This is a genomic window from Paraburkholderia sp. A1BS-2L (genome assembly GCF_051125205.1).
In the GTDB taxonomy this organism is placed as follows: Bacteria; Pseudomonadota; Gammaproteobacteria; order Burkholderiales; family Burkholderiaceae; genus Paraburkholderia.
In genome coordinates, this window is sequence record NZ_CP120428.1 from 352,518 (window position 1) to 367,077 (window position 14,560).

Genomic DNA, 14,560 nt, shown 5'->3' on the forward strand with positions numbered 1-14,560 from the left:
CGGCGGCGCGCGCATCGCGCTTGCCGCCGCAGGGCGCAATTCCTTTACTGGTCGAGCACGAGTTTGATCTGAAGCGGCGGGTCGTCGCGCATGAGGTTCACGCGCTTGACGCCGGTGGCGGGGGCGTCTGCGTAGGCGAGATAGTCGATGGTCCAGCCATCCTGCTGAATCTGCGCGAGGCGCAGCGGATCTTTCGCGTCGGGCGTCGTATGCGCGCGCGACGTGGGGGCGACCGACGGCTGCAGCCAGTAGCGCAAACCTTCCACCGGCAGCGCGAAACCGAGCGCCTGCTGCATCAGCGTGCTGACGTTGTCGGCGGTGAGCGGCTGCTTGTTCGGCAATTCGAGCGTGGCCTGGCCCGGCGACGATGTGACGACGGCAAGCGTCTGCCCAAGCGGATTGAGCAGTTGCAGTGTCACGGTCGAATCGGCTTCGTGCCAGTCGAAATTGCCGTAGGCGTTGCGCTGCTGGCCGTTCTGGTCATCGTATTGAACGGCGAAGCGGCCATGGTAGGCGCGGCTCGTTTGCGTGGTGAGCGACGTCGTGGCGCGAGCCGTGGACGGTTCACGCGGCACTTGCGTCGCGCAGCCCGCGAGCGTGAGCAATCCGGCGAGCAGCCCGGCCGCCGCCACGCCCAGCGCCGGCCGCGGGATCAGTCGCGAGGCGCGTCTCGCAGCGGCAGAGGCGGTGGGGTGGAGATGCGGTTGAAATTCAGCCATCAGAGATCGTTGACCTGGAAGCGCTTGAGCGTCTTCAGGAGTGTGTCGTTGTCGGGTTCGAGCTTGCGCGCCTCGCGCCAGGCCTGGCGCGCACCGTCCTGGTCGCCATTCCTCCACAGCACCTCGCCGAGGTGCGCGCCGATCTCGGCGTTCGGCTGCAGGCTGTAGGCCTTGCGCAATAGCTTGATGGCGTCGGCGTTGTCGCCCATGCGGTACTTCACCCAGCCCACGCTGTCCATGATGAACGCGTCGTCAGGGGCGAGCGACGAAGCTTTTTCGACCAGCTTGTCCGCTTCCGGCAGGCGCTGGTTGCGGTCCGCGAGCGAGTAGCCGAGCGCATTGTAGGCCTGCGGGTTGTCGGGCTGCGTCTTGATCAACTTGCGCAACTGCGCTTCCATGACTTCGTAGTGGCCGGTCTTTTCGGCGGCCATGGCGTAGTCATAGGTGAGATCGGGGTCGTCCGGGAAGTCGGCGGTGGCCTTGGCGAGGCGCGATTCCGCTTCCGCATAGCGCTTCGCGTCGAACAGGATGGCGGCGTCCGTGCGCGCGATCAGCGCCTGGTCGCGTGGGTCGTCGGACTGGATGCTCGCGAGCTGACGGCGTGCCTCGTCGACCTTGCCCTGCTTGTCGAGCATCTGCGCACGCGTAATCTGCGCAGGCACATACTGCTGGCTGCTGGGCTGAATCTTGTTGAGCCACTGCTGCGCCCCCGCGTCGTCCTTTTGCTCGGCGGCGAGCTGCGCGAGATAAATGTAGCCCTGGCCCGGATCCGCGCCCGGCGTTTTTTCCGCCACCTGCGTGTACTGCACCAAATATTGCTTGGCCTCGTCGTACTTCTTCTGCTGCACGTCGATGAGCGAGAGCGCCATCAGTGGCATCAGGTCCGTCGAATTGGCCTTGTGCAGAAACTCGAACTGTTTTTTCGCGTCGTCGAGGCGGTCTGCGGCGAGGTAGGTTTGCGCGAGCGCAAGACGTCCTTCACGCGACTTCGGATTCTGCTGAACAAATTTTTCGATCGACGCGATGCCTTCCTGGCGCTCTTCCGGGCCCATCTGCGCGAGCATCAGCGCGGCGGGCAGATAGTCGGGCTTGATGGCTAGCGCCTGCTCGAACGATTTACGCGCGGCTGGCACGTCGTCGACGAGCAGTTGCTGGCGTCCGAGGGCGAGTTGCGCCTCGGGACGGTTCATGTCGTCCTTGAGCAGCGCTTTGAGCACATCGAGGCCGCCTGCGCGATTCGGGCCGCGCGAGAGCAGCAGTTGCAACGAGAGCAGCGCCTGGCCGCGGCTTTCCGCCGGCACGCGGGCCAACTCGCGCGCGAGCAGCGGCTGCGCCTCGGCGGGCTTGCCCGCAAGCACGAGCAGCGAGGAGTCCAGCTGCGCGGCACGCTCCGAATCCGGCGCGTACTGCTGCCAGAGCTGCACGGCGGTGAGCGCGTCGGTGGGGCTTTGCGCCGCGAGCGCAATTTCCGTCGCGCGCTGCGCCATGCGCGGGTCGTGCGTGTCGCGGGCGAGTGCGAGATAGGTCTGGTAGGCCGGCGCCGGCTGATTGCGCTGCAACGCGATTTCAGCGGCAAGCACCTGGAAGACGATCTGGCTCGAGAGCGCGACGCCCGGCAGGTCCTTCTTTTCGTCGGGCGAAGCGGGCCCGAACACATCCGGCATGGTGACGGAAGTGTCGTCCGAGGTGGGGGCCTGATCCTGTGCGTACGCGCTCGATGTCGTCAACGCCCAGGCCGCGAGCACCGCAGCGCCGATCAGGCGCCGGGGACCCGGCACGCGTAGTTGACGCGCTTCGCGCAGACGCGGCGCTGCCGCCCTGGAGCCCGCTTTGAAGCCCCGCAGCGAGCGCTTCGCAAACAGCTTTACGAAAGACAGTTCCATGGAATTCCGTCGAATGTTTCGGTCGATTGTAACGCGCTGGATACAATACGCGCACAACGGCGACGCAAGTTGCAGACCAGCGCGGCTACGCTCGCCGGATTGTTCCGGCACAACCTCTCACCCCTTTTTAGACATGCCAGAACTGCCAGAAGTTGAAGTCACCCGCAGGGGCATCGAGCCGTGGGTAGCGGGCCGCCGCGTCGAGCGCGTCGAGGTGCGCAATCCGGCCCTGCGCTGGCCTGTGCCGGCCACGCTCGCGCGCACGCTGCGCGGGCGCACGATTCGTTCCGTGGGCCGGCGTGGCAAGTACTTGCTGTTCGAGGTCGACGAGGGCTGGTTCATCGTTCATCTTGGCATGACCGGCACGCTGCGCGTATTACGCAATCTTCCAAAGCCGCCGGCCGCGGAGAAGCACGATCACGTCGACTGGTTCTTCGACGACTTCACGCTGCGTTTTCGCGATCCGCGCCGCTTCGGCGCCGTGCTCTGGCATCCGCGCGAGGCGGGCGACGTGCTTGGCCATCCGCTCCTTGCGAATCTCGGCATCGAGCCGTTTACGCCAGCATTCTCGGGCGCACTGCTGTTTCGCGAGACGCGCGGCCGTAAGGTGTCCGTCAAGCAGGCGCTGCTCGCCGGCGACATCGTGGTGGGCGTCGGCAATATCTACGCATCGGAAAGCCTGTTTCGCGCGGGCATCCGGCCGACCACGGCAGCGGGCCGCATCTCGCTCGCGCGCTACGAACTGCTCGCGGACGCCGTGCGCGCCGTGCTGGCCTCGGCCATCGAGAAGGGCGGCAGCACGCTGCGCGATTTTGTCGGCAGCAACGGTGAAAGCGGCTACTTCCAGCTCGAATATTTCGTTTATGACCGCGCGAGCCAGCCTTGCCGCGTGTGCGGCACGCCGATCACACAGATCGTGCAGGGCCAGCGGTCGACCTATTTCTGTCCGCGCTGTCAGCGCTGAGGGCAGGTTTCTCCTGCAAGCTCTTCCATGTATCTTTCATCCGCATCTACCGAAAAGCCCGCTGCCGGCACGTATCCGGACGATCTGCTCGCGAGTTTCGCGCCACGCCTGATTGCGTGGCAGCGCGAACACGGCCGCCACGATCTGCCATGGCAGAACACGCGCGACCCCTATCGCATCTGGCTCTCGGAAATCATGCTGCAGCAGACGCAGGTATCCACGGTGATTCCGTACTACGCGCGCTTTCTCGAACGCTTTCCCACGGTCGAGACGCTCGCGGCCGCACCCATCGACGACGTGATGGCGCTATGGGCCGGGCTCGGCTACTACTCTCGTGCGCGCAATCTGTATCGATGCGCGCAGGTGGTCGCGCAGGAGCACGGCGGCCGGTTCCCATCGACGGTCGAAGGGCTCGCCGATTTGCCCGGCATCGGCCGCTCGACGGCGGCGGCGATCGCGTCGTTCGCGTTCGGCGCGCGCGCGACGATTCTCGATGGCAACGTGAAGCGCGTGCTGGCGCGGGTGTTCGGCGTGGAAGGCTTTCCCGGCGAGAAGCGCGTGGAGAACGCGATGTGGACGCTCGCCGAATCGCTCGTGCCGGGCGCCGATGCCAGCGACGCCGAGGTGAGCGCCTACACCCAGGGGCTGATGGATCTTGGCGCGACGCTGTGCACGCGCGGCAAGCCCGATTGCGAGCGCTGCCCTTTTGCGAGCGATTGCGTGGCGAAGACGACAGGCCGCCAGCGCCAGTTGCCCGCTGCGCGTCCGAAGAAGGCCGTGCCCACACGCCGCACGTGGATGCTCGTGCTGCTCGACGGCGACGCGGTGATGCTGGAGAAGCGCCCGCCCACGGGCATCTGGGGCGGTCTGTGGAGCCTGCCCGAAGCCGCGGGCGAAGCGGCGCTGGCCGACCGCGCGCAGCGGTTCGGCGCGAGCGCGAAAGCTTCGCCGCTCGCATCGCTCACGCATACGTTCACGCACTTCAAGCTCGACATCGAGCCGCGCATGATCGAACTCGAACTCGAGCGCAGGGGCGCCGGGCTCGCGGCGAATGAGGCGGAAACGGCGTGGGTCCCGCTGCGCGAGATCGACGCTTACGGCGTGCCCGCGCCGGTGCGCAAGCTGCTCGACGGCCTGCGCGGTTCGTTGATCTGATGCAAAAACGTAGGCAGTGAGCGTTACAGCAACTGATGCTGCTGCATGTAGTGATGCACGACGTCGATGCGCGCACCGGCGTCGTTGAGTTCCATCAGCTTCTGCCGTGCGCGCAATGCAATTGGCAGGACCTCCGCGAGGCGGTTGGAGACCCACGACGGATCGTCGAGCCGGAATGGCTCCGCGAACGGCAGACTCGCCGCATCGCGCTCGCGGATCGTCGCGATGATGCGCTCCAGCACCTCGGCGCACGCGCCGAAGCGTGCGAGATGCTCCGCGCCTTCGAGCGGAATGTCCTCGGGGAGCGGCTCGGCCATGCCTACCAGCAAGCCGTCTGCTTCCGCGCGATGCGAGAGCAGTCTGAAGCGCCGCGTGCCGTGCGCGCGAATGTGCAGCATGCCGAAAGTTTCGACATCGCACTGCTCGATTTCGGCGAGACAGCCCACGCTTTCGGGAACCGCGGCGACTTCGTCGGGTTGCGCGACCTCGGCGCCGCTCTTGATCAGGCATACGCCGAACGGTGTTTTCTCGCGCAGACATTCGCGCGCCATATCCAGATAACGCGCTTCGAAGATCTTCAGCGGCAACAAGCCGCCGGGGAAGAGCACCGTATGCAGCGGAAAGAGCGGCAAATCGGCGAGCACGGCAGGAGAAGAAGACATGGCGCAACGCTTTCGGTTAAGGGCCGCGCGACGCGGCCGCGTTAGGCGATCAGCCGGGACGATTCTCCGACGTCGAGTGGCGCGTCGCGATGACGCACGATGACGTTTGACTCGCCGGCGAAGCGTGTGGCGAGCGTCTGGGCAATGTAGACCGAGCGATGCTGGCCGCCGGTGCAACCGATCGCGACGGTCAGGTAGCTGCGATTGTCGTCGCGGAAATGCGGCAGCCATTTCGCGACGAACGCGTAGATATCGTCGATCATTTCGTGGACGGCCGGCTGCGCGTCCAAAAACTCGATCACGGGCGCATCGAGCCCGGTGAGCGGTCGCAGGCGGGCATCGTAATGCGGGTTCGGCAGCGTGCGCACGTCGAACACGAGGTCGGCGTCCAGCGGCACGCCGCGCTTGAAGCCGAACGATTCGAAGGTGAGCATCAGCGAGCCGCGCCCGCCTTCGACGAATACCTTGATCCACTGACGCAGGGCGTTGGCGCTCAGGTTGCTCGTGTCGACCTGATGGCCGAATTCGGCGAGATTGGCGACCAATTCGCGCTCGTGCTCGATGGCCTCTTCAAGCGACTTGAGCATGCCGACGTTGGCGTCGTGCGCGACGGACCCGGAAAGCGGATGGCGGCGGCGCGTCTCGGAAAAGCGCTGAATGAGCGACTGCGTGCTCGCATTGAGGAACAGCACGCGCACATCGTGCTCGCGCGCGAGGTCGCGGATCATCTCCGGCATGTCCTCGAACGAGGAACTCGAGCGCGCGTCGATCGCAACCGCGAGACGCTCGTAGCCGTCTTCGGAGAGATATTGGGCAAGCTGCGGCAGAAAGCGCGGAGGCAGATTGTCGACGCAGAAATAGCCGACGTCTTCGAGCGCATTCAGCGCCACTGACTTGCCGGAGCCCGAAATGCCGGTGAGCAGGATGATACGCATGAGAAAGAGGGTGAACCCGATTGGGTCATCATAGCATTCGATCTATGCGCCGGTGATGACGCTGCGGCGCACAGATCGCGCGTCATGGGCGCGTTTGCCGAATCAGATCAGCTTGCCGGGGAACTGGCTGTCCGGATCCTGCATGGCGAGACGCTGGCGGTCCATGAAGTCGCGCAGGGTGTCGATGCCGCGCAATTGCAGGATGGTGTTGCGCACGGCGGCCTCGACGAGCACCGCGAGGTTGCGCCCAGCCGCCACCTGGATCGTGACCTTGCTGATGGGCAGGCCGAGCACGTCCACGGTCTGGCTTTCGAGCGGCAAGCGCTGGAATTCACCGTCGGGCCGCCTCACCAGTTGCACGATGAGCTTGAGCTTCATCTTCCGGCGCACGGCGGTCTCGCCGAAGATCGTCTTGATGTCGAGCAGACCCAGGCCGCGCACCTCGAGCAGGTTCTGCAGGAGCGGAGGGCAGCGGCCTTCGACGAAATCGGGGCCGAGGCGCACGAAGTCCACGGCGTCGTCAGCCACGAGGCCGTGGCCGCGGCTGATGAGTTCGAGGCCGAGTTCACTCTTGCCGAGGCCCGAGTCGCCGGTCAGCAGCACGCCCATGCCGAGAATGTCGAGGAATACGCCATGCAGCGTCGCGCGCGGCGCGAGGATGCGCGACATGTAGAGGCGCAGGCTGTCGATCACCGTGGCCGCCGACATGGGCGTGGTGAAGAGCGGCGTGGAGGAGCGCGTGCAGCGCAGCACCAGTTCGGGCGGCGCGGTCATGCCGTCGGCGACTACGAGGAACGGCGGCTCGAGCGCGATGAGCTCGGCCATGTGGCGCGAGCGGTCTTCGTCGGTCTGGCGCTGGTAGTAATGGATTTCGGCGTCGCCGAGCACCTGGATGCGGTTCGGGTGGATCAGGTTCAGGTGGCCGACGAGGTCCGCGCTGGCCGTCGCCGTTGCCACCGTCTCGGCCGAAAAGCCGCGTTCCCAGCCTTCGTGCCCCGTCAGCCAGCTAAGCTTCAGCGTGGTGGCGTTGTCGTCGAAGATGCTTTGGGCGTTGATGCTGGAAGTGTCCATGAGTCCTGGCGCCAAATGCGCAAAAAGCCACGAGTTACATCAGGGGCCGCGCGTTACATCAAGGTTGCCACTGGGTGAGCAGTCGATGCAACGTCTCCCGATCTTCCTCAGTATGCAGCCGTTCGCGTGTTTCGCGATCCGACAGCAGTTGGGCGATCTCGGACAAAATTTCAAGGTGCTGCTGCGTGGCCTGTTCCGGCACGAGCAGAAAAATGAGGAGCGAGACGGGCTGGCCATCGGGCGCTTCGAAGGGAATCGGCTCGGCAAGCCGCACGAAGGCGGCGAGCGGCTGCTTCAGGCCCTTGATGCGGCCGTGCGGAATGGCCACGCCTTCACCGAGGCCCGTGGAGCCGAGACGCTCGCGCGCGAACAGATTGTCGGTAACCGTGCTGCGGGCGATGCCGTTCTGGTTTTCGAAGATCAGGCCAGCTTGTTCGAAGACGCGCTTCTTGCTGGTAACGGACAGACCGACGACGACGTTCTCGATGGGAAGTATTTTGGCTAAACGATTCATGTTGGCAGGCGAAAACGTGGCCTGAATGCTCCTCACCCCGACAATCGGCGCAGCTGATGCGCGAGGCGACACGCCGTTGCGCGCAGGACAAACCCTGCGCAGCCGGCACCTCGCCTGGCACGACCAGCGCGATGCCGGGACCATGGGGACGTATTACCCCGAAAGTGACTGGACCATTATAGAACAAGCGTACTGGCCGATGGTGCGATGCGCCATGCATCGGCGCAACCATTGTTGCACGGTTGCACTCTCGAGCACCGTTCGATGCCGGACATACGGATCCTGTGCTCGGGAAGGTCCACGAAACGGTCCACGAAAAAGCCGCCCGGCGAGGGCGGCTTCGTTGGCGGCCTGCTTGAGATCTGGCTGAGGCCAGATTTCGCGCATTTGCTCAAGCCAGCAATCGGGGTTGAATCAACTCCGGATGTTCACTGCGTTATTGCGGCGGAACTTCGATCGGAGCAGCCGGCTGATACTTGAGCGATTCGTGCTGATGCCCTTGCAGGCGATCCTTGTGGCGCACGACCTGACGATCGAGTTTATCGACCACGAGATCGATGGCGGCGTACATGTCGCCGTTCGCGCTTTCCACAAAAATATCCTTGCCTTTCAGATGAAGGTTCACTTCAACCTTCTGTCTCTTGTCCTTTTCCTTGTGGTTGTCGACCGAGAGGACCACATTGCCATCGATGACCTGATCGAAATGTCTTAGCACCCTGTCCAGTTTGGTGATCACGTATTCTCGCAACGCTGGCGTTACTTCGAGATGGTGTCCACTGATCTTCAGATTCATAGTGCTTCTCCAGGCTATTGGCCGCGTGACGCGTGAAGCGCGGCTGTGCCGGTCGACTGACTCGCCCAGGTCGTTCGGCTCCCCGAAAGGCCGTCACGAGGGGGCTAGCCCGACTGGCCATCTCCGCCAACTGGCGCCGCGGCCGGAAAATGCCCATTCCGCAAAGGCCGGAACAGGCTTAAAGAGACTTGCGCAGATTAACCGCCGGGATCTTCAGCGCCTCGCGGTACTTCGCGACAGTGCGTCGCGCAACCACGAAACCCTGTTCCGCCAGCAGTTCGGCTATGCGGCTGTCCGAAAGAGGGGATTTGGTGTTCTCGGCTCCTATGAGTTGCTTGATGAGGGCACGAATGGCGGTAGATGATGCGGCGCCTCCCGTGTCCGTTGAAACATGCGATCCGAAGAAGTACTTAAATTCAAGTGTCCCGAATGGAGTCAGCATGTATTTACCGGTTGTCACACGCGAGACAGTAGATTCGTGTAGGCCCAGCGTATCAGCAATCTCCCTCAAAACCAAGGGGCGCATGGCAATCTCGCCATGCACGAAAAAATTCTTCTGACGCTCGACGATCGCCTGCGCGACGCGCAGGATCGTATCGAAGCGCTGCTGGATGTTCTTGATGAGCCAGCGCGCTTCCTGCAACTGCTGCCGCAGCGACCCGCTGCCCGGATCGCCCCGGTTGTTGCGCAGGATGTTGGCGTACAGGTGGTTGATGCGCAGCTTGGGCACCACTTCCGGATTGAGTTCGGCGTGCCAGTTCTGGCCGGACTTCTTCACGATGATGTCCGGTACCACATAGTCGGCTTCGGCCTTGCCGTACGCCGCGCCCGGAAACGGTTCGAGCGAGCGGATCAGCGTATGCGCGTCGCGCAATTCATCGTCGCCGGCCTTCAGTTGCTTGCGCAAACGCGTGAAGTCGCGCGCCGCGAGTAGTTCCAGATGATTCGACACGATTTCGAGGGCGAGCGTACGCGTGGGAGACGGATTGACGCGCAACAACTGCAGCTTCAGGCACTCCGAAGCCGAGCGCGCACCCACGCCGGCCGGGTCGAAGCTGTGCAGCAGCGCGAGCGCCGCGTTCAGTTCGTCGGCGTCGACTTCCAGCTCTTCCGGGATATCGGCAAGAATCTCTTCACAGGTTGACGAGAGGTAGCCGTCGTCGTCGAGCGATTCGATCAGGAACGTAATGAGCGCGCGGTCGCGCTGGCTCGCATTGGTTTCGCGCAACTGCGCCATCAGATGGTCGCGCAGCGTGGTGGTCGATTCGTGTATCTGCAGCGGCGGCAGGTCGTCGTCGTCGGAGGCGCTGCCGGAGCGGCCGTAGTCGTCCAGGTTCCACTGGCTTGCCTCGCCATTCGCATCGCCGCCGAGGCCGTCGTATTCGTCCACGCCCTGGGGGTCGCCTTCGCCGCTTTCGCCGCCGCTGGCAGACGAAGTTGCGCCGTTGCCCGCGCCCTGCATCGGCTCGGCGCCCGAGGGCGCTGGCGGCTGGGCGATGACCGAGCCGTCCGCCGCCACGCGCAGCGGGCTGGCGATCCAATCGTCCTCGTTCTCGAGCAAGGGGTTCTGCGCGATCGCCGTGGCGACCTCCTGTTGCAGTTCGAGCGTCGACAGCTGCAGCAGCCGGATCGACTGTTGTAGCTGCGGAGTGAGCGCGAGGTGCTGCGAGAGGCGGAGTTGGAGGCTGGCTTTCATGGCAGTGTGCGATTCATTGTAAAGAGTTTGCCACGCTCGCGATACCACGCGACATACGCGAAAACGCGCGTGCCCGAGGGGAGTGCGCAGGGCGGCTGCAAGCGCGAATTTGGTGCGCAAACAAGCGCGCGGAATACTCGCGCGCACGCCTGCACGATGCGCGGCGCATGAACTTCACTGGGCGGACGGAGCCGACGCCAGCAGGCAGGAACAACGGAAAACTCTCGGAAATGAGGGGGCGCGGCCGGCGGCGCCGGGCGGCCTTGCTCGGCTCGGTGTGGCGAGCAAGGCCGGGGCGCGCAGGGTGTCTGGCGCGCCCCGGATCGGCGTGTCACATGCGGAAATGCTCGCCGAGATAGACGCGGCGAACGTTCTCGTTCTCGATGATCTCGCCGGGGGCGCCTGCGGCGAGCACGCTGCCGTCGCTGATGATGTACGCGTGGTCGCAGATGCCGAGCGTCTCGCGCACGTTGTGGTCCGTGATCAGTACGCCGATGTTGCGCTGCTTCAGGAACTTCACGATCTTCTGGATTTCCAGCACGGCGATCGGGTCGACGCCTGCAAACGGCTCGTCGAGCACGATGAAGCTCGGATCGGTTGCGAGCGCGCGCGCGATTTCCACGCGGCGGCGCTCGCCGCCCGAAAGCGAGAGCGCCGGATTGTCGCGCAAATGGCCGATCTGGAGTTCGTCGAGGAGCGCGTCCGAGCGCGTGGCGATGGTGTCCTTCGAGAGACGCTTGCCGTGCCCGTCGGTCTGCAGTTCCAGCACCGCGCGGATGTTTTCTTCCACGGTGAGCTTGCGGAACACGGACGCTTCCTGCGGCAAATACGAAAGGCCGAGCGCCGCGCGCTTGTGGATCGGCAAAAGGCTGATGGACTCGCCGTCGAGGTCGATCTCGCCCGCGTCGAGCGGCACGAGGCCGACGATCATATAGAACGACGTGGTCTTGCCCGCGCCGTTGGGTCCGAGCAGTCCGACCACCTCGCCGCTTTTCACGTCGAGCGAAACGTCCTTGACGACGGTGCGCGAGCCATAGCGCTTCTTGAGGTTGCGCACGACGAGCGAGCTCGTCTTGCCCGCGGCCGTGCGCTGATGGATGGGGGAGACGGTGGCGGTGTTCACTGTTGCGGCGCTCCCTTGAGTGTCGTGGAGGGCGCGAGCGTGGCCGGGCCGCCGGAGAGCGGCTGTGCGCCGCCGTTGCGCGGCGAGAGCATCGCGCGCACGCGGCCCTTCGGATTGCCGGGGCCGGCGACGTCCGAGCCCGACTTCGCGGTGTAGAAGTCGTTCTGGCCGTCATAGGTGATGACGCTGCCGTGGACCGTGTCCATCACCGTCGAGAGGCCCTGCAGGCGACGCACTGTCGCGCGCGTGGTGAGCGTGGTGAGGTCCTGCTTGCCGTCGTAGTCGATGCGCTCGGCGGTGCCGTCGACGTATTCGTCGATGCCCTCGCGCTTCTGGCGGAAATACGCGAGGTTGGCTTCGGGCGTGCCTGGCGCCACCGTGCCGGTGGCGTACTGATAGCCCTGCGGGTCTTGCGTGACGACGAGCTTGTCGGCCTTGATCATGATCGTGCCCTTCGTGGCGATCACGTGACCGGTGAAGACGGTCTGTTGCTTCAGATCGTCGTACGTCATGTTGTCCGCTTCGATGTTGAGCGGCTTGTCCTTGTCGGCTTTCTCGGCGTGCGCGGCGGGCGCGATGCATGCGAGCGGCAGCGCGGTCGCGAGCGCGGCCAGCGTCGCGAACGCAGCGCGGCGCCAGCCCTGCGCGTGCGGGCGGCCGGACAAAGGTCGGGGAAGCGAATCGTTCATGCAGTCGTGCCTTGGGTGGACGGCCCGGGGGATCAGGACGAGCCGCCGGAATCAGCCGGGGCGATCGCGCCGCGGACATTGCCGAAGAGCTGGATGACCCGGGTGACGTTGTTGTAGTTCATGCCGCTGGTGGCCGTCATGACCGACTGGCCGCGACGAAGTTTAACCGGCTTTTCGGTCAGGATCACATCGTCGTTCACGAGCACGCGGAAATGCTCGGAATCAGCCTGCATGTCGGGGTCGCCCGGGCCGGCTGCGCGCAGAATGCGTGCGTTGTCGTACAGATCGACGATCGAGGCGTCGCCGTTGACCCTGCCGCGCTTGCCCGTGGCCGTGACCACCGGCTTGCCCGGCTGGAACGCGCGCACCGCGGGCATCGTGAGGTCGCTGTTCGAGTCGTCCTCGTAATGCACCATGTGCTCGGCGGTGAGGCGGTATTGCGTGGAGCCCGACTGGTCGAGCTCGGAGACCGAGAAGTTGTCGGCGAAATAGTCGGGCGTGTGCGTGAGCGGGCGCGGCGCGGCTTCGTTCTCGCGCGGCTTGACGGCCTGAATCAGCCACCAAGTGAAGCCGGCGAGCACCGCCACGCAGATCACCGGCACGAGCGAGGTGAGGCGAAACTTCTGCTGGTTCATCGGGACTCCGCGCGCGACTCCGCTGTGTGCGGCGCGTGCGGGGCGCACGCCGCCGCGAGCATGGCGTCGTAATGGCCCTGGGCGCGCAGGATCAGGTCGGCGACTTCGCGCACGGCGCCGTGGCCGCCGGTTTTGTCGGTGACCCAGTGCGCGCGCGCGAGCACGTCCGGATGCGCGTTCGCGGGCGCCGCGCCAAAGCCGCACTGGAGCATCACGCCGAGATCGGGCCAGTCGTCGCCCATGTAGCCGCACTGCTCGCGCGTGATGCCGGTTTCGGCGAGTAGCGCCTCGAATGCGACGCGCTTGTCCTCGACGCCTTGATACAGATGCGTGATGCGCAGCTCCTTCGCGCGCAACGCGACGATCTCCGAGCGGCGCCCGGTGATGATGGCCGTGTCGATGCCGGCTTCGCGCAAGAGCTTTGCGCCGTGTCCGTCGAGCGAGTTGAAGCCTTTCATGGTGTCGCCCGCGCTCGTGAACAGCAGGCCGCCGTCGGTCAGCACGCCGTCGACGTCGAAAATCATCAAGCGCACGCGCGCGGCACGCGCGTTCGCGTCAAGCCCGGGGGCCGCATTCATCAGATCACCTTCTTGGAGAACAGGTCGTGCATGTTGAGCGCGCCGATGAGCATGCCCTCGGCGTCCACCACCAGCATCTGATTGATGCGATGGCGCTCCATCAGTTCCACGGCTTGCACCGCGAGCTGGTCGGGGCCGATCGTGCGCGGGCCCTTCGTCATCACCTGGGCGATCGGCAGATCGCGGAAATCGCCCACGCGTTCGAGCACGCGGCGCAGGTCGCCGTCGGTGAAGATGCCGGCCACGCGGTCTTCTTCATCGACGATGGCGGTCATGCCCATGCGTTTGGCGGTGAGCTGAAAGAGCGCGTCGCGCACCGTGGCGTCGCCGCGCACCTTCGGGATGGCGTCGCCCGTGCGCATCACGTCGCGCACGTAGGTGAGCAGGCGCCGGCCGAGCGCGCCGCCGGGATGGGAGCGCGCGAAGTCGTCGGCGCCGAAGCCGCGCGCATCGAGCACCGCGACCGCGAGCGCGTCGGAAAGCGCGAGCGCCGCCGTCGTGCTGGCCGTGGGCGCGAGATTCAGCGGGCAGGCTTCCTTCTCGACGCCGGCGTCCAGATGCACGTCGCAGAGTCTGCCGAGCGTGGACTGCGGGCGGTTGCCCGTCATGCCGATGAGCTTCGCGCCGATGCGCTTGACGAGCGGCAGGATGGCGACGAGCTCTTCCGATTCGCCGGAGTTGGACAGGCCGACGAACACGTCGTCGGCGGTCACCATGCCGAGGTCGCCGTGGCTCGCTTCGGCGGGATGCACGAAGAACGCCGGCGTGCCGGTGGAGGCGAGCGTGGCCGCGAGTTTGCGGGCAATGTGGCCCGATTTGCCGATACCGGAGACGACTACGCGTCCGCGGCAACTGAGGATGAGGTCGACCGCGCCGACGAAGTTGTCGTCGAGCCGGTCGCGAAGTCCGCGCACGGCGTCGGCTTCGATGTCGAGCACGTCGCGAGCGAGCTTCAGCGCCCGATCGCCATTGATTTTCGCTATCATTCGCGGAGTATAGCAAAGGCGTATGAGCGCCGCGCCGGCGCTCTCAGTGCCAAAGCGCCGGCTTTTGCCGCCTTTGCGCCCCTCTTCCGCGGTACTTCCCTTTAATCCCGATTTGCGCCGATCATGGACCCGACCGGCGCGGGCAATATTCATTTCG

At 65.2% G+C, this 14,560-nt stretch carries 15 protein-coding genes; 2 read left to right on the forward strand and 13 right to left on the reverse strand.

Translation table 11 applies throughout. The features are described 5' to 3' along the window. Positions 1–44: 44 nt before the first annotated feature. Both lolB and P5W98_RS01590 read right to left on the reverse strand, forming a co-directional pair. Positions 45–719, reverse strand: a complete 675-nt coding sequence (lolB, locus tag P5W98_RS01585) for a lipoprotein insertase outer membrane protein LolB (RefSeq protein WP_421022921.1) — start codon at positions 717–719, stop codon at positions 45–47. Beyond that, positions 719–2,602, reverse strand: a complete 1,884-nt coding sequence (locus tag P5W98_RS01590) for a tetratricopeptide repeat protein (protein ID WP_421022922.1) — start codon at positions 2,600–2,602, stop codon at positions 719–721. The genes lolB and P5W98_RS01590 overlap by 1 nt, the downstream gene beginning before the upstream one ends. Positions 2,603–2,735: 133 nt before the next feature. Between P5W98_RS01590 and mutM the strand changes: the two genes are divergently transcribed. Then, positions 2,736–3,566, forward strand: a complete 831-nt coding sequence (mutM, locus tag P5W98_RS01595) for a bifunctional DNA-formamidopyrimidine glycosylase/DNA-(apurinic or apyrimidinic site) lyase (RefSeq protein ID WP_421042613.1) — start codon at positions 2,736–2,738, stop codon at positions 3,564–3,566. Positions 3,567–3,593: 27 nt separating this feature from the next. Next, positions 3,594–4,721, forward strand: coding sequence for an A/G-specific adenine glycosylase (gene mutY, locus P5W98_RS01600; protein WP_434661599.1), 1,128 nt, complete (start codon positions 3,594–3,596; stop codon positions 4,719–4,721). A 23-nt stretch (positions 4,722–4,744) separates the two neighbouring features. On the opposite strand, the gene P5W98_RS01605 is transcribed toward mutY, so the two are convergent. The 11 genes from P5W98_RS01605 to kdsD all read right to left on the reverse strand — a co-directional run bounded on the left by P5W98_RS01605 (position 4,745) and on the right by kdsD (position 14,403). Beyond that, entirely contained in the window at positions 4,745–5,383 is a 639-nt protein-coding gene (locus P5W98_RS01605; protein ID WP_421022925.1) for an LON peptidase substrate-binding domain-containing protein, read from the reverse strand. A 41-nt stretch (positions 5,384–5,424) separates the two neighbouring features. Next, positions 5,425–6,318 (reverse strand): RNase adapter RapZ, encoded by an 894-nt coding sequence (gene rapZ / locus P5W98_RS01610; protein WP_421022926.1) that lies wholly within the window; start codon positions 6,316–6,318, stop codon positions 5,425–5,427. A 102-nt stretch (positions 6,319–6,420) separates the two neighbouring features. After that, on the reverse strand, positions 6,421–7,389 hold the full coding sequence (hprK, locus tag P5W98_RS01615; RefSeq protein ID WP_027795920.1) for an HPr(Ser) kinase/phosphatase: 969 nt from the start codon (positions 7,387–7,389) through the stop codon (positions 6,421–6,423). A gap of 58 nt (positions 7,390–7,447) precedes the next feature. Next, entirely contained in the window at positions 7,448–7,903 is a 456-nt protein-coding gene (ptsN, locus tag P5W98_RS01620) for a PTS IIA-like nitrogen regulatory protein PtsN (RefSeq protein ID WP_174220076.1), read from the reverse strand. Positions 7,904–8,339: 436 nt separating this feature from the next. Then, on the reverse strand, positions 8,340–8,696 hold the full coding sequence (gene hpf, locus P5W98_RS01625) for a ribosome hibernation-promoting factor, HPF/YfiA family (RefSeq protein ID WP_028219970.1): 357 nt from the start codon (positions 8,694–8,696) through the stop codon (positions 8,340–8,342). 178 nt (positions 8,697–8,874) lie between these two features. Next, a complete protein-coding gene (locus P5W98_RS01630; protein WP_421022927.1) occupies positions 8,875–10,392 on the reverse strand; it encodes an RNA polymerase factor sigma-54 in 1,518 nt (505 codons plus the stop codon). 331 nt (positions 10,393–10,723) lie between these two features. Continuing rightward, a complete protein-coding gene (gene lptB, locus P5W98_RS01635; RefSeq protein ID WP_434718522.1) occupies positions 10,724–11,491 on the reverse strand; it encodes an LPS export ABC transporter ATP-binding protein in 768 nt (255 codons plus the stop codon). Between the two features lie 20 nt (positions 11,492–11,511). Next, positions 11,512–12,204 carry a lipopolysaccharide transport periplasmic protein LptA gene (gene lptA, locus P5W98_RS01640; protein WP_421022928.1) on the reverse strand — a complete coding sequence of 231 codons (693 nt, stop codon included), beginning with the start codon at positions 12,202–12,204 and terminating at the stop codon, positions 11,512–11,514. A 32-nt stretch (positions 12,205–12,236) separates the two neighbouring features. Continuing rightward, positions 12,237–12,839 carry an LPS export ABC transporter periplasmic protein LptC gene (lptC, locus tag P5W98_RS01645; RefSeq protein WP_421022929.1) on the reverse strand — a complete coding sequence of 201 codons (603 nt, stop codon included), beginning with the start codon at positions 12,837–12,839 and terminating at the stop codon, positions 12,237–12,239. Continuing rightward, a complete protein-coding gene (locus P5W98_RS01650; RefSeq protein ID WP_421042611.1) occupies positions 12,836–13,417 on the reverse strand; it encodes a KdsC family phosphatase in 582 nt (193 codons plus the stop codon). The genes lptC and P5W98_RS01650 overlap by 4 nt, the downstream gene beginning before the upstream one ends. After that, positions 13,417–14,403, reverse strand: coding sequence for an arabinose 5-phosphate isomerase KdsD (kdsD, locus tag P5W98_RS01655; RefSeq protein ID WP_421022931.1), 987 nt, complete (start codon positions 14,401–14,403; stop codon positions 13,417–13,419). The genes P5W98_RS01650 and kdsD overlap by 1 nt, the downstream gene beginning before the upstream one ends. Positions 14,404–14,560 lie beyond the last annotated feature (157 nt).